Below are 21969 nucleotides of genomic sequence, written 5' to 3' on the forward strand. Positions count from 1 at the left end.
ATGTCCACTCCTTCCACGACCGCCGACCAAGCGTCACGCGCATCGCTCGTGCGGGCGTTCGCCGACTGGGCGCGCACCGACGGCCTAGCGTGGGTCTACATCTTCAAGGCCGTGCTCGCCGCGCTCCTCTCGCTATGGATCGCGATGCGCCTGGACATGGCGCAGCCGCGCACCGCGATGACCACCGTGTTCGTCGTGATGCAGCCGCAAAGCGGCATGGTGCTCGCGAAGAGCTTCTATCGTTTCTGCGGGACGATGGTCGGCCTCGTCGTGATGATGATCTTCATCAGTCTGTTCTCGCAGCAGCCGGTGCTGTTTCTCTCCGCAACGGCGCTGTGGGTCGGCGTCTGCACGGCGGGCGCGGCGCGCAACCGCAACTTTCGTTCGTACGGCTTCGTGCTCGCGGGCTACACGGCGGCGCTGATCGGCATTCCGGCCGCGCAGCATCCGGAAGCCGCGTATCTGTCGGCGCTCACGCGCGTCGGCGAAGTGACGCTCGGCATCGTGTGCTCCGGTGCGGTGAGCGCGCTCGTCTTTCCGCAACACGCGGGCGAGCAGGTTCGCACGACGGTGCGCCGCCGCTTCACCCAATTCGTCGATTACGTGTGCCGCGCGCTGTCGGGCAACATGGCGCGCGCGCAGATCGAGCGGACCAATCTGGCGTTCGTGTCGGACATCGTCGGCTTCGAGGCCGCGCGCAGCGTCGCCGTGTTCGAGAATCCCGAATCGCGCATGCGCGGCGGGCGCCTCGCGCGTCTGAACAGCGAGTTCATGAGCGCATCGACGCGCTTTCACGCACTGCATCAGTTGATGAACCGGCTGCGCGAGAACGCATCGGCGACGACCATCGCCGCGCTCGAACCGTTTTTCCGTGAAGTGCCGCCGCTCTTTTCCGTATCGAACCAGCCGGTGAAGAACGCCGACGACGCCGCGCACGCGGCCGCGCAAATGCGCGACTACCAGGCCGCGTTGCCGAAGCGCGTGCGCGCGGCGCGTGCCGGACTCGGAGCGAATCCGGACTTCGCGCAACTGGAGTTCGACACCGCCACGGAACTGCTCTACCGCTTCGTCGACGACATGCTCGCGTACGCGGAGACCTACGCGTCGCTGACATCGCCGTCGCACGAGCGCGAGCGCTGGATCGCGCGCTACGTGCCGAAGACGAACATGCTCGCGGCGGCGATCTCCGGCTTGCGCGGCGCGGTCGTGATGTTCGTCCTCTCCGCGTTCTGGATCGAAACGGCCTGGCCGAGCGGCGGCACGATGGTGCTCAACGCGGCGGCCGTGTGCGCGCTCGCGTCGTCCTCGCCGCGTCCGACGCTCATGTCGGCGCAAATGGCGCTCGGCACGATGCTCGCGACGGTCACCGGCATGATCGTCGTATTCGGAGTGTTTCCGCATATCGACGGTTTCGCGATGATGTGCGCCGCGCTCGCGCCCGCGCTTCTGTTCGGCGCGTATCTGAGCACGCGGCACGCGCTCGCCGGCGTGGGCATCGGCTATTGCATCTTCTTCTGCTTTCTCGCGGGGCCGGACAACCTCGTGCACTACGATCCGACCGGCTTCATGAACGACGCCCTCGCGCTCGTGCTGTCGATGATCGTCGCCGCGATTGCCTTCGCCGTGCTGCTGCCGACCGATGCGCCGTGGCTGCGCCGCTTGCTCCTCGGCGATCTGCGACGCGAAGTCGTGAACGCGCGGCGCGGACGTCTCGCCAGTCTCACGACGCACTTCGAGAGCCGCACACGCGATCTGCTCGCGCAGATCAACGCGCTCGCCACGGGACGTCCCGACTTGCAGCGCGACGCGTTGCAGTGGCTATTCGCGGTGCTCGAGTTCGGCAATGCGGTGATCGATTTGCGGCGCGAGCTCGCAGAACTGTCGGACGAGCCGCACTACGCGGCGTCGATGTCGTGGCGCCGCTCGGTCGAAGCCACGCTCGACGCCGTCGCGCGGCTCTTCGATCGGCCGGACGCGCGGCGTTTCGATGCCGCGCTCGCCACGACCGAACGCGCCATCGCCGACACGCGGGATCTGCTCGCGCTGCTCGATCCGCCGCGCGAGGAAAGGCATCGGCTGCAGCGCATCATGAGTCATCTTCATTTCGTCCGCACCGCGCTGCTCGATCACGAATCGCCGTTCGCGCCATTTGCGCCCGTTCGGAAACACACGCCCGAAGGAGCGTCCCATGCTGCCGCGTAACGTCGCGATACTCGAAGCCTATGTGCCGACGATTCTGCTGCTCTTCATCGCGGGCGCGATGATCACGTGGGTCGTCGACCGCGTGCTTGCCCTGACCGGCCTTTATCGCGTGGTCTGGCATCCGGCGCTCTTTCGCGCGAGTCTGCTCGTCTGCATCTGCGGGACGCTCGGACTCGTCGCGTATGCGTGAGCGGCATCACCTTCATACAAGCTGAAAAAGAGTTGCATCATGATTCTCAGGAAAATCATCGGCCTGGTTTTGACGATCGCCATTTTTGCGGTCGCGCTCATCATCGGACGCGTGCTGTGGGTGCATTACATGGATGAGCCATGGACGCGCGATGGCCGCGTGCGCGCGGATGTCGTCAACGTGGCGCCGGACGTGTCGGGCGCGGTCGTGCAATTGCCGGTCCGCGACAACCAGCTCGTGAAAAAGGGCGACCTCCTGATGGAGATCGATCCGTCGCACTATCAGATCGCGGTCGAGCAGGCGCAGGCGAACGTCGCGGCGCGCGCGGCCGAGCTGCGCATGCGCCGTGCGGACGCCGCGCGCCGCGCCGACATGGACAGTCAGGTCGTGTCGAAGGAAGCGCGCGAAAACGCGATGCAGACCGCATCGACGGCGCAGGCGCAGTTGCAGCAGGCGCAGGCCGCGCTCGATGCCGCGAAGCTCAATCTCGAGCGCACCCGGGTGTATTCGCCGGTGGATGGCTACGTCACCAACCTGAACGTGTTTCGCGGCGACTATGCGACCGCGGGCGCGGCCAAGCTCGCGATTGTCGACAGTCACTCGTTCTGGGTGTACGGCTACTTCGAGGAAACGAAGCTGCCGCACGTGCGCATCGGCGACAAGGCATCGATTCGCCTGATGAGCGGCGGCGAACTGAAGGGTCACGTGGAAAGCATCTCGCGCGGCATCTATGACCGCGACAATCCGCAAAGCCGCGAACTGCTCGCGGACGTGAACCCGACCTTCAACTGGGTGCGGCTCGCGCAGCGCGTGCCGGTGCGGGTGCATATCGACGACGTGCCGGATGGAGTGCTGCTGAGCGCGGGGACGACGTGTACGGTGGTGATCGCGCCGTCGAGCTGACGCGCTTTGCTTCAGAGAACAAAAAGCCCGCTCCGGATCACTCCCGAGCGGGCTTTTCACATCGACTCACACCGAAGCCTTACTTCAGCACGACCTTCACGTCGAAATATTTCTGCGCGAAGCGATCGATCGTCCCGTCTTCCTTCAATTCCTTCAGCGCGCGATTGAGCGCGTCTTTCAGCGCCTTGTCGTTCTTGCGCACGCCGAATCCGACGCCCGAACCCAGCAGCTTGTCATCCGCCACGGCCGGGCCCGCGAACGCGAAACCCGCGCCTTGCGGCTGTTTCAGAAAGCCCTTCGACGCCGCCTCGGCATCCTGGAACGCCGCATCCAGACGGCCCGACGCCAGATCCGCATAGATCTGGTCCTGTGCCTGATACGACTCGACATCGATGCCCGCCGTGGCCCACTTCGCCTTCGCGTAGGTCTCCTGGATCGAGCCCTGCAACACACCGACGCGTTTGCCCTTCAGGCCGTCGACGGTCGGCTGGATCGCGCTGCCCTTCTTCGCGATCAATTGATTCGGGATCGTGTAGATCGGATCGGTGAAGTCGATGGCCATCTTGCGCTTGTCGGTGATCGTCATGTCCGAATTGATGCCGTCGAACTTGCGCGCCTGCAACGCTGGAATGAGACCATCGAACGAGTTCTCGACCCACACGCACTTCATCTTCAGCTTCGCGCACACCGCATTGCCGATGTCGATATCGAAGCCCTGCAGCGCGCCGCTCGGCGACTTCGATTCGAACGGCGCGTACGATGCTTCGACGCCGAAGCGCAGTTCCTTCATGTTATCGGCTGCCTGCGCGTTCAACGCGGCGACGCCCGTGACGACAGTGGCGCCCAGCACCGCGAACGCGGCGAGCTTGCGACCGATCAGATGCGATTTCTTCAACTTCCATCTCCTTCCATTGCGGTTCGATACAGGTGTCATGATGCGGCTTTGCGCAGCCGGTGAAGCATCGCGGCACAAAAATCCACGCTCAAACGCGTGGTCGCGGGTTGATGCATCGCATCAAACACCGGGGCGCGATTGTAGCGCGCGAGAACCCGCGATCCGCCGAACGATGTGGGGAGTTGATTTGGCAAGCCGATGTCGCGCTCATGCAAATGCATGAGCATGCCGACGCGGTTTCAGGCGAGCGAGGCGAGCGTCGTCTCGGTCGTATCGACGACCATCAGCCCGGCGCGCAGGCCCGGCTTTACTTTCGGATTCGGAAACACGATGCGCTCTTCGTCGTGCGACACGCGATAACGATAATCGCCGTCGCGCGCGAGCTCGGTGCCGGCCGGGAATGCGGTGAAGTTCGGCACGTCGCTCGCAACGTCCAGCACGAAGCGCTCGCTGTGCTTGTCGATTTGCGCGACGACGGTGAACACGCGCAGCGGCGCATTCTCCTTCTTCGCCTCGCCCGCGATCAGACGACGCAACGCCGCATCCGATGCTTCGAATCGTGCGAGATCGTTCTGGCCGAACGGGCGCACCTTGCCGAGTTCGAGCGTGCACGCCAGCGCGCCTGCTTCCTGCGCGGTGAAATGCGTGAACGTGTTGCCTTTCTCGCGATGCAGGAGCACCGCCTGCAGACGCGCATCGCGCAGCCAGTCGAACATCGCGCGGGCGAGCGGCGCGCCCGTGTGCGGCAGCAACGCGAACTGCTCGAATACCGATGCGCGGATCGCCGTGTGCATGTCGATGTGCCACTTCGCATGCGCGGCGCCGTCGAAGAACTTCAGCGCGGTGCGCTCCAGCTCGGCCGCGCGCGGCGCTTCGCGGCTGTCGCGCAAGCTCGCATGACGGCCGCTGAACAGGCGATTCAGATCGTCGTCTATATAGCGATCGCCCGCGCGCATCGCCTCGATGTTGCCGAGAATCACCAGCATGCGCGCGGCAAGCGGCGCGCGGCCGTTCGCGATGTCCGCGACGAGCGAAGACAGCATTTCGATCGGCGCGGTTTCATCGCCATGAATGCCCGCCGACGCGAGCACGCTGTGCGTCGGCTCGCGCGCGGCTTCGAGCAGCATCACGCCGTCGCCTTGCCACGTCCATCGCACGCCGGAAGGCGCGATGCCAGCGGTCACGGCAGGACGTTTGCCGTCGAGCGTGAACGCCAGAAAGTCTTCGAGCAGGGATGAATCAGCGCTGGAAGTCATAGACGGCACCGAGTCCGAGAATGGTCGTCAGTTCGTCGAGCGCGGCGCGCGATTCGGCCAGCAGCTTCGGATCGGCGAGATCGGCGGGCGCGAGACGATCGCGATAATGCCGGTCGATCCACGCATCGAGTTGCGTGAAAAGCGTGTCGTTCATCCAGACGCGCGCGTTGACCGCGGCACGCTCGGCTTCGTTGAGCACGACGCGCAGACGCAAACAAGCCGGGCCGCCGCCGTTCTTCATGCTCTCGCGCAAATCGAAGACGAGCACCTCGTCGATGGGCGTGCGGCGCGCCGCGAGCGAATCGAGATACGCGGCCACGCGCGCATTCTCGCGGCACTCCTGCGGCACGACGAGCAGTTGCCTGCCGTCCGCGCTCGACAGCAACTGGCTGTTGAAGAGATACGACGACACCGCATCCTCCACGCTCACTTCGCTAGCCGGCACTTCGAGCGCATCGAAAGGCGTGCCTTGCGCATCGAGCTTCGCGCGCAGTTCGTCGTAGACCTTGTGCTGATCGACGAACGCGCGCTCGTGGCAAAAGAGCGTCGTGCGATTGCCGACCGCGATGACGTCGTTGTGAAAGACGCCCGCGTCGATCACGTCGGGCGATTGCTGCGCGAACACGGTCGCATCGTCGGACAGGCCGTGCAGGCGCGCGACCGCGCGGCTCGCTTCGAGCGTCTGACGCGCGGGATAGCGCTGCGGCTGCGGGCCCTGGCCGTACTCACTGCGCCCGTACACGAAGAACTCGACGCCCTTCTCGCCGTACTCGCGCGCGAAGCGTGTATGGTTGGCCGCGCCTTCGTCGCCGAGCGCGGGCGTGCCCGGCAGCGCGTGATGAATGCGAAAGCGCGCTTCGTCGGCGAAGATCGCGGACAGCGAGCGGCGCGTTTCCCCGTGCTCGATCGCGCGATGCAGCTTCGCCGCGAGATTGGCGGGCGTGAAATGCACGCGCCCGTCTTCCGTATCCGCCGATGGACTCACGGTCGCCGCATTCGCGGTCCACATCGCCGATGCCGAACTCGCCGCCGCGAGCAGCTCGGGCGCTTCGCGCGCCGCGCGGGCGATCACGTCGGCGTCGTCGCCGGAAAAGCCGACATCGCGCAACAGCCTGATCGACGGGCGTTCGAGCGGCGGCAACACGCCCTGCTGGAAGCCGAGGTCCGCGAGCTGCTTCATCTTGCGCAAGCCCTGCTTCGCGGCGGCCTTCGGATTCGCCACCGACTTCTCGTTGTTGCGCGACGCGACGTTGCCGAACGACAGCCCCGCGTAGTTGTGCGTCGGGCCAACCAGCCCGTCGAAGTTCGCTTCGAATGCTTTCGATGCCTGCATGTTCGATCCCGCCCGTCAGAAGTTCAGGCCCGGCGACACGCTCGCGGGCATCTGCAATTGCGCGCTTTCCACCGACGCCATCGGATACGAGCAATAGTCCGCCGCGTAGTACGCGCTCGGCCGCTGATTGCCCGAACGTCCGATGCCGCCGAACGGCGCCGCCGACGATGCGCCATTGGTCGGCCGGTTCCAGTTGACGATGCCCGCGCGGATCGCGCGCTGGAAGTGCTTCCAGACAGACTCGTCGTCGGCGAGCAGGCCGGCGGACAGGCCGTAGGCGGTGTCGTTCGCGCGCTCGATGGCCTCGTCGAAAGTCGTATAGCGCGTGACCTGCACGAGCGGGCCGAAATGCTCTTCGTCGGGCACGTCGCGCGCGCTGGTGACGTCGAGGATCGCGGGCGACACGAAGCCGAGATGCGCCGCGCGCTGCTTCATTTCGAGCGCGGGCTTCGCGCCCGCTTCGATCAGACGCGCCTGCGCATCGACGAGACGCGCCGCCGCGCGCGCGGAGATCACCGCGCCCATGTACGGCTGCGGCTCGTCGTCGTATCGACCGACGCGGATGTTCGCGCTCACTTCGACGAAACGCTGCATGAAGCGCTCGCCATCGGCATCGTCGGGAACGAACAGACGGCGCGCGCACGTGCAACGCTGCCCCGCCGACAGAAACGCCGACTGGATCGCGTGATGCACGGCTGCATCGATATCCTCGACGTTCGCGACGACGAGCGGATTGTTGCCGCCCATCTCCAGCGCGAGCACGATCTCCGGGCGGCCGCCGAACTGCTTGTGCAGCAGCGTGCCGGTGTCCGAGCTGCCGGTGAAGAACAGTCCGTCGATCTGCCGATGATTCGCGAGCGCGATGCCCGCATCCTTTTCGCCCTGCACGAGATTGAGCACACCGGCCGGCAGTCCGGCCCGGAACCACAGCGCGACGGTCGCGGCCGCGACGCCGGGCGCGAGCTCCGACGGCTTGAACACGACCGTATTGCCTGCGATGAGCGCCGGCACGATATGTCCGTTCGGCAGATGGCCCGGAAAGTTGTACGGGCCGAATACGGCGACGACACCATGCGGACGATGCCTCAGCACCGCGACGCCGTCGGCCATCGGCGCGCGCTTCTCGCCGGTGCGCTCGTGATAGGCCTGCACGGAGATATCGACCTTCGCGGCCATCGACGCCACTTCCGTGCGCGCTTCCCACAGCGGCTTGCCGGTCTCGCGGCCGATCGCGCCGGCGAGCGCTTCCTTGTTTTCGTTGAGCAGTGCCGCGAAGCGCTTTGCGATCGCGACGCGCTCGTCGAACGAAAGCGCGGACCACGACGCGAACGCGCGCCGCGCCGACGCCACCGCGCGATCCACGTCTTCAGCCGATGCGCTCCTGCCTTGCCACACGGTTTCATCGGTGCCCGGATTGCGCGATGCGAACGCCGCGCCCTTGCCTTCCTGCCAGTCACCGCCGATATACAACTGGTTCGAGATATCCATGTCGTGTCTCATTTATTTTGCGCGCGGATGAGAAGTCAGCACGCGCACTCGATCGCCCTCGCGGACGCGCAGCGCGGCGGCTTCTTCCGCCGTCAACAGAAACGTGCCGTTCTCGACCGCGCCGGTCGTCGCGCCGCAACGGAAGTCTTCGAGCAAGGTGTTGGACACGAGGCTCTTCGCGTCGCTGTCGGTCCCGGCGCGATCGCCGATGCGCACGCTGGCGAGCACGCTCTCGCGCACCGTGCGCAAGTCCGCGACGTGACATTCGAGCACCGGACCGGCATCGAAAATATCGACGTGATTCTCATAGCGCAGACCTTCCGCTTCGAGCATCTTGCGCGCGGGGGCAGTGTCCCGGTGGGTGATGCCGACCGCGCGTTGCGCGGCATCGGGCAGCAGGTCGAGATACACCGGGTAGCGCGGCATCAGCTCTGCGACGAACGACTTCTTGCCATGCGAGCTCAGGTAATCCGCCTCGTTGAAATCGATCTGATAGAAATGCGAGCCGACCGCGTTCCAGAACGGCGACTCGCCGTTGTCGTCGAAGTGCCCGCGCAGTTCCGCGCACAAGCGTTGCGGGAAGCGGTCCGTGAACTGCGCGATGAACATGAAGCGCGAGCGCGACAACAAGCCGCCCACGCCTGCCGTGCGATAACGGGGACTCAAAAACAGCGAGCACACTTCCGCATAACCCGTCAGATCGTGCGAGATATTGAGCAGCGACATGCGCGTCCACACGCCCATGTCCTGGCTCGCATGCACGACCGTCGATACACGATAGTTGTAGAACGGCTGCTCCAGCCCGACTTCCGTTTCGATGCCGCACACGCCCGCGACATCGCCGGTCGCGGTGTCTTCCATCACGAAGAAATAGCCCGCTTCGAAGGCTTGCGCATCGCCCGTGAGCGTGCGGCGCGCGCGTTCGACACGCGCCGCGAGCGCGCCGCGATCCGGCTTGAACGTGGTGAGTCCCGGGCCCGTTTCCTGGGCGAGCGCGACGAGCGCATCGACATCGCCCGGCTGCGTGCAACGCACGACGATCATTGCAATTCTCCCGATGCCTGATGCAGCGGCACGCAACGCACCGTGCCCTTGTCCTCCACGCCGAGCACGTCGCGCGCGGACGCCGTCAATGCGGCGCCGTCGGCGCGCGTCCCCGCCAGCCCCGCGACGATGCAGCGAAACGCGTGCGCGCCGCCCGCCGCGACGAGATACGGCGCGCCGCTTTCGGTGGCGGCGTCGCGCACCGTGCGCAACTCGCTCGAACTCGCCGACGCGCTCTTGCCGACGGCGATCGTCAGCACCGGGCCCGCATCGAAGATATCGACGTAACGATCCGGCTCGAAGCCCTCTTCGAGATGAATGTCGTACGCGAGCAGCGTGCTTTCGTTCGGCTCGCCCAGCACGCGCTGCGCTGCGCCGGGAAGCAGCGGCACGTAGAGCGGATAGCTCGGCATCACTTCGGCGATGAACGTGCGGCTGCGTCCGCCCGATTCCGATTCGACCTGCTCGAAGTCGCGGCCGAAGAACTTGCGTCCGACCGCGTCCCAGAACGGCGACGCGCCGGCCTCGTCGGTGACGCCGAGCATCAGCGAAAAGACCTCGCTCGAGAAGCGCTTGCGGTTCGCCGCGATGTAGATCATGCGTGCGCGCGACAGGAGATGCGCCGCCGCTTCGTTCGCTTCATCGCGCAGCGACGGATCGATATAGAAGCCCGTCAGGCGGCTCTTGCCCGTCAGCTCGTGCGACATCGTAAGCGCGTGAATCTTGCGATTCACCTTGAGCTCGCGCGATGCGTGAATCAGCGCGTCGTTGCGAAAGGCGTAGAACGGCTCGGAATAGCCCGCCGACGCGACGATGCTCGACGTGCCGAGCAAGCGGCCCGTCTGCGAATCTTCGAGCACGAAGAGATAGAACTCTTCGCCGGGAAATTCCACTTCGGCGCGAAACGAGTCTTCCGAAAGCGCGACGCGCGTTTCCAGCGTGCGCCGGTCGCGCGGCAGCGAGTGCAGCACCGGCGCCGCGGCGCGCGCCATCCGTTCGAGCTCGTCGAGATCGGAGAGTCTTGCGGGACGGACGAATAGCATCATCGGGTCCTGTCGGTCACTTGACGGCGGCGGCGCCGACGACCTGCTCGATCGCCTTTTCGATGCGCGCGAAGCCTTCGTCGAGATCGGCCATCGGCATGATGAGCGAGGGCGCGAAACGCAGCACGTTCGGCCCCGCGATCAGCATGATCACGCCGTTCGCCGCCGCCGCATTGAGCACGTCCTTCGCGCGATCCTTGTAGCTGTCGTTCAGCTCGGCGCCGATCAGGAGGCCGCGGCCGCGAATCTCCCTGAACATGCCGAAGCGCTCGTTGATGCGTTCCAGATGCGCCTTGATCGCACGGCTGCGCTCGTTCACGCCTTCGAGCAGCTTCGGATCGCTGATGAGTTCGACGACCTTCTCCGCGATCGACGCACCCAGCGGGTTGCCACCGTAGGTCGTGCCGTGCACGCCGACCTTGAAGTGCGCGGCGATGTCGTTCGTGGTCAGCATCACGCCGATCGGAAAGCCGTTGCCCAGCGCCTTCGCGCTCGTGAGGATGTCAGGCGTCACGCCGTACTGCATGTACGCGTAGAAGGTGCCCGTGCGGCCGACGCCGGTCTGCACCTCATCGAAAATAAGCAGCGCGTCATGCCTGGTGCAGGCTTCGCGCAAGCCCTTCAGGAACGCGGGATCGGCCGGCAGCACGCCGCCTTCGCCCTGCACCGGCTCGACGATCACCGCGCACGTCTTCGGGCCGATCGCTTCGAGCGCCTTCGGCAGATCGTTGTACGGCAGATGACGGATGCCCTGCGGCTGCGGGCCGAAGCCTTCCGCGTACTTCGGCTGGCCGCCGACGCTGACCGTGAAGAACGTGCGGCCATGGAACGACTGCGTGAACGAGATGATCTCGATCTTGTCGTCGCCGTGGTTGTCGATCGCATAGCGGCGCGCGAGTTTCAGCGCCGCTTCGTTCGCTTCCGCGCCCGAATTCGCGAAGAACGCGCGATCGGCGAAGGTGAGATCCGTCAGGCGTTTCGCGAGGCGCAGCACCGGCGCGTTCGTGTAGCCATTGCCGATATGCCAGAGCTTCTCGCCCTGCTCGTGCAGCACTTTCAGCAATTCGGGGTGGCCGTGGCCCAGCGCCGTCACCGCGATGCCGCCGGCGAAATCGACATAATCGCGGCCATCGGTATCCCATACGCGCGAGCCGCGGCCTCTGTCGGGCACGAAATTGGCCGGCGCGAACACCGGGACCATTACCTCGTCGAACGTACCGCGATTCACATTGATGTCGGTCATGAGCCACTCCTCGTCAGGTTCGTGCATCGGTTCTTGCAATGCTTTCGATATTAGGCAATCGCACGCGTTCCGTCTTGCGTGTTCGCGACATGCTTCGATGGGGTTTTCGCGGCGTTCATGCCGCGTCGGGCGGCTCGATCAGCGCGCCGCCGCGCGGCTCGTCGATCGCGCCGCCGCGCTGCTTTTCGATCCAGTTGCGGCGCTCTTCGCGCGGCGTCACGCCGAAGCGGTCGCGATACGCGTTCGAAAAATGCGCCGCCGAGGAAAACCCGCACGCGAGGCTGATCTGCACCACCGATTTGCTCGTGCGTTGCAATTGCGTGCGCGCCTTCGTCAGGCGCAGATTGAGGTAGTACTTCGACGGCATCGCGCCGAGGTATTGTCGGAAGAGCCGCTCGAGCTGCCGGCGCGAAATGCCGACGAGATTCGCGATTTCGTCGGTGGCGAGCGGGTCTTCGATGTTCGCTTCCATCAGTTGAAGCGCGTCGTTCAGGCGTGGATGACGCTCGCCCGGCGCGGTGACGAACGGAATGCGCTGACGCTCCGTGCCCGCGCGCAACGTGCCGATGCCGAGCGAATCCGCGATGCGTTCCGCGAGATCCGGGCCGTGGTCGCGCGCGATCATCGCGAGCATGAAGTCGATGCTCGCCTGTCCGCCCGTGCAGGTCGCGCGGTCGCGGTCGATCTCGAAGATCTGCTGGCTGACGATCGCGCGCTCGAACTGTTCGGTGAACTGCTGATAGGTTTCCCAGTTCACCGCGACGCGATACTGCGAGAGCTGCCCGGCCATCGCGAGCCACCAGACGCCGTGATGGATGCCGGACACGAGCGGCGTGCGCGGCGCCACGCGCGCGAGGCTCGCGAGAAAGAGCCGGTAATCGGCGAACTGCTGATAGCGCTCCGACACGACGATGAGCCAGTCGCAGCGCACGGCGTCGTTGAAGGCGCAATCGGCGGGAAGCTGCGCGCCGCCCGACAGCGGCACCGGGCGGCCGTCCCAGGAACAGATGCGCCACTCGTAGAGACGATGCCCGTCGATCTCGTTGGCGAGCGAAAGGCTGTCGACGATCGGCCCGATGCCGCTCATCGACACCGGCGGGAGCGCGACGATCGCAACTTGCAGCGTCACGTTATTTGAGGCTGCCCGACAGGAACTGGCGCAGACGTTCGCTCTTCGGCGCGACCAGCACCTCCGACGGCGCACCCTCTTCTTCCGTGCGTCCCTGATGCAGGAACATCACGTGATTCGACACGTTGCGCGCGAAGCCCATCTCGTGCGTGACGACGATCATCGTGCGGCCTTCTTCCGCGAGACGCTGCATCACCTTCAGCACTTCGCCGACGAGTTCCGGATCGAGCGCGGAAGTCGGTTCGTCGAAGAGCATGACATCGGGATGCATCGCGAGCGCGCGCGCGATCGCCACACGCTGCTGCTGTCCGCCCGACAAGTGCGACGGATACTGCTTCTCGACGCGCGGCGGCAGGCCCACTTTTTCCAGATACTCGCGCGCGCGGTCCTCCGCTTCCTTCTTCGACACGCCGAGCACATGGATGGGCGCTTCCATCACGTTCTCGATGGCCGTCATGTGCGACCACAAATTGAAGTGCTGGAACACCATCGCGAGCTTGGTGCGCACGCGCTGCAACTGCTTGTGATCCGCGACTTCGAGATTGCCCGCGCGGTCGGTCTTCGTGCGCACGGCTTCACCGTCGACGATGATCTGCCCGGCGTTCGGCCGCTCGAGAAAGTTGATGCAGCGCAAAAACGTGCTCTTGCCCGAGCCGCTCGCGCCGATGATGCTGATCACGTCGCCCGCTTTCGCAGAGAGCGAAACGCCCTTGAGCACTTCGTTGTCGCCGTAGCGCTTGTGGATATCCTCGGCGACGAGCTTGGTCGCGACGTCTTTGGCGGTTGGCTGCAACGCTTTCTCCTCGGGTGATGACAAGATCTCTTCCATGGGTTCGGATTCTACCGCTCGTCAGGCGTGGGCCGTGCGGGCCGCGCGGGTCGTGCGTTCGGCGCCCGCCGGCCGCAGGTAAGCGAGCCAGCGCCGCTCGGCACGCCGGAACGCCGCGACGAGCGCGAACGAGATCGCCACATACAGCAGCGCCGCGATGCCGAACGATTCGAACGACTGATAGGTCGCCGAATTCGCATCGCGCGCGACCTTCAGGATGTCCGGCACGGTGGCCGTGAAGGCGACGGTCGTCGCGTGCAGCATCAGAATCACTTCGTTGCTGTACAAAGGCAAGGCGCGCCGCAGCGCGGACGGCAGGATCACGCGTCGATACATCGTGAACGTGCTCATGCCGTAAGCGCGCGCAGCCTCCACTTCGCCGTGCGAAATCCCGCGGATCGCGCCCGCGAAAATCTCGGTCGTGTAGGCGCACGTGTTCAAGGCGAACGCAAGAATCGCGCAGTTGAAGCCGCTCTTGAAAAACGCTTCGAGCAAGGACTGCGTGCGCACGAACTCCAGGCTGTACATGCCGGTATAGAGCAGCAGCAGTTGCACGTAGAGCGGCGTGCCGCGAAACACGTACGTGTAGATGCGCACGGGCGTGGACAGCCAGCGGTTGCGCGAGACGCGCGCGCAGGCGAGCGGCACCGCCGCGCAGAAGCCGAGCGCGATCGACGTCGCGAGCAACCACAACGTGACGACGAGGCCCGACGCGCGCATGCCGTCGGAGTACAGGAAGGGGCGCCACCATTCGGCGAAGATCTGGATCATGGCTTGTGGCTCGCTGGCAGAAGTCAGAGTTCGGCGTGACGCACGCCGATCGAGTAGCGGCGCTCGAGCGCCATCAGCACGAGATTCGATGCGCTCGTGATCACGAGATAGATCAGCGCCGCGATCAGGATGAAGAAGAACATGTTGAACGTGCTCTTGCCCGCGTCCTGCGCGGCCTTCACGACATCCGCGAGACCGATGATCGACACGAGCGCCGTCGCCTTCACGAGCACCTGCCAGTTATTGCCGATGCCCGGCAGCGCGAAGCGCATCATCTGCGGAAAAAGAATGCGGGCGAACACGCGCATGCCGCTCATGCCATAGGCGCTGCCTGCTTCGAGCTGGCCGCGCGGCACCGCGAGAAACGCGCCGCGAAACGTCTCGGTGAAATATGCGCCGTAGATGAAACCGAGCGTGAGCACGCCGGCCGTGAACGGATCGATATCGAACTGATCCCAGCCGAATGCATCGGTGAGATTGTTGATGGCGATCTGAATGCTGTAGAAGAGCAGCAGCATCAGCACGAGATCGGGCACCGAGCGGATGAGCGTCGTGTACGCGGTCGCGATGCCGCGCAAAGGCGCATGACGCGAGAGTTTCGCCGATGCGCCGAGGAGTCCGAGCAGCACCGACACCGCGAGCGACAGCACCGCGAGCGCGAGCGTTTCTTTGGCGCCCGCCCAGAGGAGCGGACCGAAGCCATACAGGATCAAGAGTCGCCTCCATCGTCTTTCGTTGAAAGAAGCGGAGCACAAGCGATGTGCCCCGGCGATTGGCGGCGATACTCGCAAGCGAAAATCAATCGCTCAATTGCGATGAAGCCTGTTTGTTGCAATGCAACATGTCAGACGGGCGGGCGGCGGCACGGTCGAGCGCCCGCTGTGCAACGCTGCCCGCGCGCGACAGACAGGAAAACCCGCATACGCGCGGAATACGAAAATTGCGCTTTTCAGGTCGCATTTTCGATAGACCGCGCGAACGTCCTTTACGCGCGCGCGACGTCGCGCACGCGCTGCGCGACCTGGCCGTTCGCCACGGCGATCTCCGGGCTGTCCTGCAACAAGGGCAGGAATTGCTCCGCGAATGCGGGGTCGCGCGTGCCAGCGCTGAACATGTCGATGACCGCTTTCGCGTGCGCGATGCGTGTGTCGGCGGTGGCTTCGTCGTCGTCGAGGACGTCGTCGATGGCGGCGATCAGCGTCGAGAACGGCGTAAGCCAGCGATACGCCGAGCCGTTGATCACGATCTGCAGGAATTCGCCCGGCGAGACTGGCCCGAACTCGGCCTCGTGGCGCGCGCGCAAATGCGCGAGCACGCTGCGATGAAGCGCGAGCAGCGGATGCCGCACGTCGCGCAGGAAAGCGGTGGCTGTCTGGTCGTTCATGATCGTGCCTCGTCTGGAAACATCCTAAATGAGGACGAATCGAGCCCGATCAAGCGCCGCGCGTCCTGCCCGCGTAGCGGATGAACTCGGCGGCGGTAAGCGGCGGGGAAAAGAGCCAGCCCTGCCCGAACCGCGCGCCGCGCGCGAGCAGATAGGCGGCCTGCTCTTCGTGCTCGATGCCCTCCGCGATCACCTGCACGTCGAGCGTCGCGGCCATGTCGATGATGTGCGACGCGACGCTGCTCGAAGCCGCATCCTGCCCGACGGTATCGACGAAAGACTTGTCGATCTTCAGGCCGTCGATATGAAAGTTCTGCAGATGCGAGAGGCTCGAATAGCCGGTGCCGAAATCGTCGAGATAGACGGCGTGGCCCGCTTCGCGAAACGCGCTGATGACTTCCTTGGCGGCATCGGCGTCGAGGAAGCTGCGCTCGGTCGCCTCGATGCGGATCTGCTCCGGCCGCACGCCCTCGCGCGCGATCGCCGGGCCGAGCACGTCGAGAAAGCGGCGTGTGGTGAGATCGGGCGCGGAGAGATTCACCGACACGTAGTATTCCGGGTAGCGCTTCAGGAAGTCGCCGAGCTCGAGCAGAATGGTGTCGAGCACCTGGTCCGTGATCGCCTGGATCAGCCCGCGATGTTCCGCGAGCGGGATGAAATGATCGGGCCGCACGATGCGATCGTGATACTTCCAGCGCACGAGCGCTTCGGCGCCGACGCAGCGTCGCGTGTCGAGATCGACGATCGGCTGATACGCGACGATGAACTGGTGCCGCCGCACCGCGTCGCTCAGCTGGCCGCGCGGGGACAGCCGGCGCACGAAGAAGAACGCGGCCCAGCTCGCGAACACGAGGCCGGCCACGACGCCGCCGAGCAGCCACCCCCAGGGCAGCGTCCGCAGGCGCTGGCGCAGCGTCTGTTGCGGCGCGCTCACGACGACCGCGAGCGGCATCGAGACGGAGCGGCGCACAACGTACGGCGAGTCGTCGCGCACGGGCGGCTCGGTGCGATAGACGGCGAGGATCGCGCTGGCGTCGGTGGCGGGCGTGGTCGCGATCACGCGGCTCACTTCCGTGTTGATGATGGCGACGCCGCTCGCGACATCGTCGTTCGCATCGAGCGTGTCGACGTAGAGCGACGGATCGGCGGCGACATAGAATCCGTTGCGGCCCATCACCAGCGAAGATTTGCCGCCGGGCAGGCGCGACAGGCCGTACCAGGCCATCACGCCGTCGCGCGAGCGCCAGTCGGGCGGCGGCAGCGTGAGGCCATCGAGCACGCCCGCCGACACCGCGCCCAAGAGCGACGAACACTGCCAGCGGCCATCGCGGTCGTAGGCGCCGGCATCGCGCACCTGCTCGTGCAGGAGCGCGATGCGCCGCAGTTCCTTCAGATACGGCGGCGAACATGGCGCCGCCGCCACCTTGCCGATTTCCCCGAGCGCGCCCGACAGGCGGCGCGTCACGTCCTCGGCGCGATACAGCGCGGCGACGGCCACCGAGTTCAGACGCTCGGCCTCGTCATGCCGCTGGCTGCGCTGTGCGAACAAAAAGCCGATCCCCGCCGGCGCCAGCGCCGCGATAACCACGATGACGATCAGAAGCGCCGCCAGCGCCCCACGTAGAATTTTGTTCATTGCGTGTTATCGACCGCGGCGCCGTGCACCTCGCGCGCGCGTTTTCTGTTCCCTGCTCGATACCGTCGGCTCGTGTTGTGCCGCTCTCGCGAGAGTCTCGGACAAACGACTTAGTGTAGGGGCCGCGCATCGCCCGATTCAACGTTTTCTTTGCCCGCTTTTCGTGGGCTTCCGCACGGCCCGCGCCAGCTTTTTTTGCCGTCGATGCGCCATGCGAAAATGGCCAGACCAGAACCGGCGTTTTCCTTGCACCGAACGACAACTATGGCCTCACACGATTCGATCCGACCGCTCGTGCGCGACTCCGCGCCGGAAGATTTCGACGCCATCGCGCGCATCTATTCGCATTACGTGGAAAACGCGCTCGCGACCTTCGAAGAGACCGCGCCTTCGGTCGACGACATGCGCGCGCGCCACGCGGCGATCGCGGCGGCGGGACTGCCGTATCTCGTCGCGGAGCTCGACGGCCAGCTGGCGGGCTATGCGTATGCGTCGACGTATCGGCCGCGTTCGGCTTACCGCCATACGATCGAAGATTCGGTCTATGTCGCCGATGGTCTCGGCGGACGCGGCGTCGGCCTCGCGCTGCTCACGGCGCTCATCGGGCGCTGCGAGCGCGGACCGTGGCGACAGATGATCGCGGTGATCGGCAACAGCGGCAACGCGGGATCGATCGCGCTGCATGCGCGGCTCGGCTTCGAGCATGTCGGCGTGCTGCGCAAAGTCGGCTTCAAGCACGGACGATGGGTCGATACCGTGCTCATGCAGCGCGTGCTGAACGACCACCCGGACGTCGCGGCATGACCGGCCGCGTCGAGCGGTTATGATTCGATATTTGCCTCCCGCGCATTTTCTGCTTTGCCAACGTACACCCTCGCCGCGACCGTCAGCGCTGAAATCGACATCCGCAAAAGCCGCTTCATCGCGCTCGCGATTCCCGTCGCGGATCGCGACGAAGCCATGCGCGAGCTCGAGCGTCTGCGCGCCGCGCACCCGGGCGCGACGCATGTCTGCTGGGCGCTGCTCGCGGGCGGCCAGTCGGGCATGTCCGACGACGGCGAGCCCTCCGGCACCGCCGGCCGGCCGATTCTCGAAGTACTGCGTCATCACGAAGTCGACGGCGTGCTGGCCGCGGTCGTGCGCTACTACGGCGGCATCAAGCTGGGCGCGGGCGGACTGGTGCGCGCCTACACCGATGCGATCGCGAGCGCGATGCAACTGGCCGAGCGCGTCGAGCGCATCGAGCGCGGGCAGATCGGCATCGAAATCGACTATGCCGACGAAGCGCGCGTGCGCCGCTGGATCGAGCAGCACGACGCCGAACTCGTGCAGAGCGAATACGGCATGACCGTGCGCCTCGTCGTGCGGATGGCCGCCGCGGCGCGTGAACCGGCCGCCGCCGAACTGCGCGATCTCACCAACGGCCGCGCGGGCGTCGAGGTCGAGCCATGAGCGACGACGATCCGCGCGCCTTCGCGATGATCATCGAGCCGGCCGGGCACTTCATCGCGGTGAGGGGCGGCGAGACGCTGCTCGAAGCCGCGCTGCGGGCCAGTCTGTCGCTGCCGCGATCGTGCCGCAACGGCACGTGTCGCGCGTGCATGTGCCGGCTCGTCGACGGCGACATCGCGTATCGCGTCGAATGGCCGGGACTCACCGCCGAGGAAAAGGCCGAAGGCTGGATCCTGCCGTGCGTCGCGCTCGCTCGATCCGACGTGAGGATCGACCAGCCCGAGGCCCGCGAGGCCCTTCCCGATCCGCGACCTGCCCGTCCGCGCGGCTTCTGAACCCGGGTATTTCGGGATTGTCGTCTCGATTCAACGACCTACGATGTGATTCCCGAGTCTGCGCATGCATGCTTTCGTACAAAGTGCGTGCAGGGTGACTCTCAAAAAGTGTACAATTGCGCTTTGCCCTAAATTCTGGCAGGGCCAGATCAACCGAGATTTCAATGACTAAAGTACTGTTGAAAGAGAACGAGCCTTTCGACGTCGCCATGCGTCGTTTTCGCCGTACCGTCGAACGCACGGGCCTGATTCAAGAACTCAAGTCGCGCATGGCTTATGAAAAGCCGACCACCGAGCGCAAGCGCAAGAAAGCTGCTGCTGTCGCTCGTCTGCGCAAGCAGATCCGTCGCGCGCAACTGCCGAAGAAGTTCTATTGATCGACGTGGGGCGTTGCGCCCTCGTCTATCCTGACGGAACCGGCATCGCAGCCTGAAATCGATCGGGTCGCGGTTTCGCGCGCAGGTCGCGTGAAAGCTCGCGAATTGGCGCACTTTCGGTTGCGCCCCATCGATGCAAGTTGGCAAGATCGCACAAAGCCTGCATGAGTGAACGCTCATGCAGGCTTTTCGTGCTTTTAGAGTGGATTTCATCGAGGACATGATTGCCGGGCTTGGCGTGCTGCTGAAGTCGCTCGATTGAGATCGAAAGAGGGAAACGTGCGCACAAAAGCAAAAAGCCCGGCTGAACCGGGCTCTTTGCTTTTTGAAACTGGTTGCGGGGGTAGGATTTGAACCTACGACCTTCGGGTTATGAGCCCGACGAGCTGCCAGACTGCTCCACCCCGCGTCTGAAGAATTAAATTATAGACCGAAGCATTCCCCGAAGTCAAACATTGTTTGCACGCAATGTCGTCGCCGATTGCGTCCGCCCGGTCGCGGCCGTGTTGACGGCCTGTTCCACTGCACGCTGATGCGCCCGCGACAGCTTGCCGAGCACCGGCAGGAGCGCAATCGCGACCGCCGCGCCGCCCGCGGCGAGCCAGCCGAGCCCGAAGAACAGATGCGTGTAGAGCGGCAGCGATTGCAGCGGCTCGAGATTGCCCGACGGCATACGCGCGAAGTTCGCGACGACGCTGCCGAGATATTGCGACACGCCCGTCGCGACGAAATACGCACCCATCATGAAGCCGCTCATGCGCGCCGGCACGTAGCGCGCAATCATCGCGAGGCCGAGGCCGGACACCAGCAATTCGCCCAGCGAATAGAGACCGTAGCCCGCGACCATGAACCACGACGACACGCGCCCGTCCACCGCATATCGTCCGCTCACGCCGAACACGAAGAAACCGACCGCGACGACCACGAAGCCGAGCGCATATTTCGCCGCCACGGGAATATCGCGGCCGCGGCGTGCCTGTCGCGTGTAGACGAAGGCGAGAATCGGGCTCAACAGCATGATCCAGATCGGATTGAGCGCCTGAAACTGCGCCGCGCTCCACGAGAACAACTCGACGCCGCCGATCGCGAACGACGGGTCGACATTGCGCAGCGCAAACAACGTGAGCGACGTCGACATCTGCTGATAGAACACGAAGAACAGAATGACCTGAAGCGTGAGGATCAGCGCGGCGACGAGCCCTGCGCGCTCGCTGCGGTCGCACTTCGTGAGCATGTAGCCGAAGATCGCGAGAATCGCGACGCCGGCGACATAGACGCACCCGACGGCCACCGCCTTGTGCTGGAGGATGAACACGGTCGACGCCGCCAGGGCCGCGCCGCCCGCCGCCACCGCGAACGCGTGCTTCCAGCGGATCGGTTCGTCGTCCGGTGCGGAGCCGACGTGCGCGAGCGTGCGGCGCATCACCGCGAAATTGAGCAGACCGAGCACCATGCCGCCGCAGCACACGGCGAACGCGGCATGCCAACCCCAATGATCCTTGATCCAGGGCGTCGCCAGCATCGAAAAGGTCGAGCCGATGTTCACCGCCATGTAGTAGATCGTGAACGCGCTGTCGATGCGGGCGTCGTCGCCCTCGTAGATACGACGCACCAGATTCGCCGCGTTCGACTTGAAAAGCCCGTTGCCGACGACGATCACGCCGAGCGACGCGTACATGAAACCGAGCGTATCGACGGGCAGCGCAAGCATCAGATAGCCGAACGCGAGCACGATCGCGCCCGCGGTCATGGTGCGGCGCGCGCCGAGCACCTTGTCGCCGATCCAGCCGCCGATCGACGGCGCCGAAAACACGAGGGCCGTGAACGCGCCCCAGGTCAGGTTGGCGTGTTCGTCGGCGAAACCGATCTTGTCGACCATGAACAGCACGAGCAGCGCCGCCATGCCGTAGTAACCGAAACGCTCCCACATTTCGATCAGAAAGACGGTCGTGAACGAGCGCGTCTGCGGGACATCGGACGAGTGAGTAGGCATCGGAGAAAATCCTTCAAACAGCGGCGAGCGAATCAGCCTCTTTCATTGGCCGACCGCACGCTAAACGAAATTGGGTGAGACGCGCAGATTACCTCTTTGAATAATCGGAGGCGTACGCGATGATCATCTGCGGCGATCAAGAGATTATCGCAAATCAGAGACGGTCACTTGCTTTCGAGCAGTGAACCAGTGTGAAACGCGCGGCGATAGGTCACCGGGCGCGCGGGAATTTGAATGTTCATTGACCTTCCGTTTCCGCGATCGCCTTTTCGCGTGTGGCGCGAACTCGATCGTTGCGGATCTCGAACGCAGGGAAGGATCGCTTCCGCGCGTGTCAGTTGATTAAAGCGAATCGCAAGCTTATTGCGATCCGCGAGTGGCGCATTGTGTTGATATTTGTGCTTTAGGTCACTCGGGATTACTCCCTAAGACTTAACACGCCGTTATTATCGATGACTCAACGTAA

General features: G+C 64.9%; 22 protein-coding genes and 1 tRNA gene. 7 read left to right on the top strand and 16 right to left on the bottom strand.

Translation table 11 applies throughout. The features are described 5' to 3' along the window. The 3 genes from U4Y90_RS01530 to U4Y90_RS01540 are packed head-to-tail and all read left to right on the top strand — an operon-like array spanning window position 1 to window position 3295. Complete coding sequence (locus tag U4Y90_RS01530; protein ID WP_321791489.1) at window positions 1–2202, top strand: FUSC family protein; 2202 nt, start codon at window positions 1–3, stop codon at window positions 2200–2202. Further along, window positions 2189–2392, top strand: a complete 204-nt coding sequence (locus U4Y90_RS01535) for a DUF1656 domain-containing protein (protein WP_321791491.1) — start codon at window positions 2189–2191, stop codon at window positions 2390–2392. The genes U4Y90_RS01530 and U4Y90_RS01535 overlap by 14 nt, the downstream gene beginning before the upstream one ends. A 39-nt stretch (window positions 2393–2431) precedes the next feature. Then, on the top strand, window positions 2432–3295 hold the full coding sequence (locus U4Y90_RS01540) for an HlyD family secretion protein (RefSeq protein ID WP_321791492.1): 864 nt from the start codon (window positions 2432–2434) through the stop codon (window positions 3293–3295). A 79-nt stretch (window positions 3296–3374) separates the two neighbouring features. Here the strand turns inward: U4Y90_RS01540 and U4Y90_RS01545 are convergent, their stop codons facing one another. From U4Y90_RS01545 to U4Y90_RS01610, 14 genes are all read right to left on the bottom strand, one after another. Continuing rightward, window positions 3375–4190 (bottom strand): ABC transporter substrate-binding protein, encoded by an 816-nt coding sequence (locus U4Y90_RS01545; RefSeq protein ID WP_415749274.1) that lies wholly within the window; start codon window positions 4188–4190, stop codon window positions 3375–3377. Between the two features lie 35 nt (window positions 4191–4225). Next, on the bottom strand, window positions 4226–4417 hold the full coding sequence (locus U4Y90_RS01550) for a hypothetical protein (protein WP_321791494.1): 192 nt from the start codon (window positions 4415–4417) through the stop codon (window positions 4226–4228). A gap of 12 nt (window positions 4418–4429) precedes the next feature. Beyond that, window positions 4430–5446, bottom strand: a complete 1017-nt coding sequence (gene astE / locus U4Y90_RS01555) for a succinylglutamate desuccinylase (protein ID WP_321791496.1) — start codon at window positions 5444–5446, stop codon at window positions 4430–4432. Beyond that, complete coding sequence (gene astB, locus U4Y90_RS01560; RefSeq protein WP_321791498.1) at window positions 5430–6779, bottom strand: N-succinylarginine dihydrolase; 1350 nt, start codon at window positions 6777–6779, stop codon at window positions 5430–5432. Before astB ends, astE begins: the two co-directional genes overlap by 17 nt. A 15-nt stretch (window positions 6780–6794) precedes the next feature. Beyond that, complete coding sequence (astD, locus tag U4Y90_RS01565) at window positions 6795–8267, bottom strand: succinylglutamate-semialdehyde dehydrogenase (protein ID WP_321791500.1); 1473 nt, start codon at window positions 8265–8267, stop codon at window positions 6795–6797. A gap of 12 nt (window positions 8268–8279) precedes the next feature. Next, the gene (gene astA / locus U4Y90_RS01570) at window positions 8280–9311 is read right to left on the bottom strand and encodes an arginine N-succinyltransferase (RefSeq protein ID WP_321791502.1); all 1032 of its coding nucleotides are present in this window, start codon (window positions 9309–9311) and stop codon (window positions 8280–8282) included. Further along, entirely contained in the window at window positions 9308–10354 is a 1047-nt protein-coding gene (aruF, locus tag U4Y90_RS01575) for an arginine/ornithine succinyltransferase subunit alpha (RefSeq protein WP_321792544.1), read from the bottom strand. Before aruF ends, astA begins: the two co-directional genes overlap by 4 nt. A gap of 16 nt (window positions 10355–10370) precedes the next feature. Further along, window positions 10371–11597 (bottom strand): aspartate aminotransferase family protein, encoded by a 1227-nt coding sequence (locus U4Y90_RS01580; RefSeq protein WP_321791504.1) that lies wholly within the window; start codon window positions 11595–11597, stop codon window positions 10371–10373. A gap of 115 nt (window positions 11598–11712) precedes the next feature. Beyond that, complete coding sequence (locus tag U4Y90_RS01585; protein WP_321792546.1) at window positions 11713–12684, bottom strand: GlxA family transcriptional regulator; 972 nt, start codon at window positions 12682–12684, stop codon at window positions 11713–11715. Window positions 12685–12727: 43 nt separating this feature from the next. Continuing rightward, window positions 12728–13555: an ABC transporter ATP-binding protein gene (locus U4Y90_RS01590; RefSeq protein WP_415749275.1), complete on the bottom strand. Its 828-nt coding sequence runs from the start codon at window positions 13553–13555 to the stop codon at window positions 12728–12730. 21 nt (window positions 13556–13576) lie between these two features. Next, entirely contained in the window at window positions 13577–14326 is a 750-nt protein-coding gene (locus U4Y90_RS01595) for an ABC transporter permease (RefSeq protein ID WP_321791508.1), read from the bottom strand. 23 nt (window positions 14327–14349) lie between these two features. After that, a complete protein-coding gene (locus tag U4Y90_RS01600) occupies window positions 14350–15039 on the bottom strand; it encodes a histidine ABC transporter permease HisQ (RefSeq protein ID WP_321791510.1) in 690 nt (229 codons plus the stop codon). 272 nt (window positions 15040–15311) lie between these two features. Further along, window positions 15312–15710, bottom strand: coding sequence for a hypothetical protein (locus U4Y90_RS01605; RefSeq protein ID WP_321791512.1), 399 nt, complete (start codon window positions 15708–15710; stop codon window positions 15312–15314). 49 nt (window positions 15711–15759) lie between these two features. Next, on the bottom strand, window positions 15760–17346 hold the full coding sequence (locus U4Y90_RS01610) for an EAL domain-containing protein (RefSeq protein WP_321791514.1): 1587 nt from the start codon (window positions 17344–17346) through the stop codon (window positions 15760–15762). Window positions 17347–17610: 264 nt separating this feature from the next. Here U4Y90_RS01610 and U4Y90_RS01615 point away from each other — a divergent pair, with 264 nt between their 5' ends. The 4 genes from U4Y90_RS01615 to rpsU all read left to right on the top strand — a co-directional run bounded on the left by U4Y90_RS01615 (window position 17611) and on the right by rpsU (window position 19510). Further along, window positions 17611–18150, top strand: coding sequence for an N-acetyltransferase family protein (locus U4Y90_RS01615; RefSeq protein ID WP_321791516.1), 540 nt, complete (start codon window positions 17611–17613; stop codon window positions 18148–18150). Window positions 18151–18204: 54 nt separating this feature from the next. Continuing rightward, window positions 18205–18798, top strand: coding sequence for a YigZ family protein (locus U4Y90_RS01620; RefSeq protein ID WP_321791518.1), 594 nt, complete (start codon window positions 18205–18207; stop codon window positions 18796–18798). Continuing rightward, the gene (locus U4Y90_RS01625) at window positions 18795–19133 is read left to right on the top strand and encodes a 2Fe-2S iron-sulfur cluster-binding protein (RefSeq protein WP_415749276.1); all 339 of its coding nucleotides are present in this window, start codon (window positions 18795–18797) and stop codon (window positions 19131–19133) included. Before U4Y90_RS01620 ends, U4Y90_RS01625 begins: the two co-directional genes overlap by 4 nt. A 164-nt stretch (window positions 19134–19297) precedes the next feature. Continuing rightward, on the top strand, window positions 19298–19510 hold the full coding sequence (gene rpsU, locus U4Y90_RS01630; RefSeq protein ID WP_006999077.1) for a 30S ribosomal protein S21: 213 nt from the start codon (window positions 19298–19300) through the stop codon (window positions 19508–19510). Between the two features lie 332 nt (window positions 19511–19842). Here the strand turns inward: rpsU and U4Y90_RS01635 are convergent. Next, a tRNA-Met gene (locus U4Y90_RS01635) sits at window positions 19843–19919 on the bottom strand. A gap of 39 nt (window positions 19920–19958) precedes the next feature. After that, window positions 19959–21503 carry an oligopeptide:H+ symporter gene (locus U4Y90_RS01640; RefSeq protein ID WP_321791539.1) on the bottom strand — a complete coding sequence of 515 codons (1545 nt, stop codon included), beginning with the start codon at window positions 21501–21503 and terminating at the stop codon, window positions 19959–19961. Between the last annotated feature and the right edge of the window lie 466 nt (window positions 21504–21969).

This window comes from Caballeronia sp. J97 (genome assembly GCF_905220305.1).
In the GTDB taxonomy this organism is placed as follows: Bacteria; Pseudomonadota; Gammaproteobacteria; order Burkholderiales; family Burkholderiaceae; genus Caballeronia.

Coding starts and splice junctions, on each gene's coding strand:
- aruF (WP_321792544.1), bottom strand. CDS start 10,354: ATGCTATTCGTCCGTCCCGCAAGACTCTCCGATCTCGACGAGCTCGAA.
- U4Y90_RS01605 (WP_321791512.1), bottom strand. CDS start 15,710: ATGAACGACCAGACAGCCACCGCTTTCCTGCGCGACGTGCGGCATCCG.
- astB (WP_321791498.1), bottom strand. CDS start 6,779: ATGCAGGCATCGAAAGCATTCGAAGCGAACTTCGACGGGCTGGTTGGC.
- astA (WP_321791502.1), bottom strand. CDS start 9,311: ATGATCGTCGTGCGTTGCACGCAGCCGGGCGATGTCGATGCGCTCGTC.
- U4Y90_RS01540 (WP_321791492.1), top strand. CDS start 2,432: ATGATTCTCAGGAAAATCATCGGCCTGGTTTTGACGATCGCCATTTTT.
- astE (WP_321791496.1), bottom strand. CDS start 5,446: ATGACTTCCAGCGCTGATTCATCCCTGCTCGAAGACTTTCTGGCGTTC.
- U4Y90_RS01595 (WP_321791508.1), bottom strand. CDS start 14,326: ATGATCCAGATCTTCGCCGAATGGTGGCGCCCCTTCCTGTACTCCGAC.
- U4Y90_RS01625 (WP_415749276.1), top strand. CDS start 18,795: ATGAGCGACGACGATCCGCGCGCCTTCGCGATGATCATCGAGCCGGCC.
- U4Y90_RS01590 (WP_415749275.1), bottom strand. CDS start 13,555: ATGGAAGAGATCTTGTCATCACCCGAGGAGAAAGCGTTGCAGCCAACC.
- astD (WP_321791500.1), bottom strand. CDS start 8,267: ATGGATATCTCGAACCAGTTGTATATCGGCGGTGACTGGCAGGAAGGC.
- rpsU (WP_006999077.1), top strand. CDS start 19,298: ATGACTAAAGTACTGTTGAAAGAGAACGAGCCTTTCGACGTCGCCATG.
- U4Y90_RS01640 (WP_321791539.1), bottom strand. CDS start 21,503: ATGCCTACTCACTCGTCCGATGTCCCGCAGACGCGCTCGTTCACGACC.
- U4Y90_RS01610 (WP_321791514.1), bottom strand. CDS start 17,346: ATGAACAAAATTCTACGTGGGGCGCTGGCGGCGCTTCTGATCGTCATC.
- U4Y90_RS01530 (WP_321791489.1), top strand. CDS start 1: ATGTCCACTCCTTCCACGACCGCCGACCAAGCGTCACGCGCATCGCTC.
- U4Y90_RS01615 (WP_321791516.1), top strand. CDS start 17,611: ATGGCCTCACACGATTCGATCCGACCGCTCGTGCGCGACTCCGCGCCG.
- U4Y90_RS01550 (WP_321791494.1), bottom strand. CDS start 4,417: ATGCTCATGCATTTGCATGAGCGCGACATCGGCTTGCCAAATCAACTC.
- U4Y90_RS01585 (WP_321792546.1), bottom strand. CDS start 12,684: ATGAGCGGCATCGGGCCGATCGTCGACAGCCTTTCGCTCGCCAACGAG.
- U4Y90_RS01535 (WP_321791491.1), top strand. CDS start 2,189: ATGCTGCCGCGTAACGTCGCGATACTCGAAGCCTATGTGCCGACGATT.
- U4Y90_RS01580 (WP_321791504.1), bottom strand. CDS start 11,597: ATGACCGACATCAATGTGAATCGCGGTACGTTCGACGAGGTAATGGTC.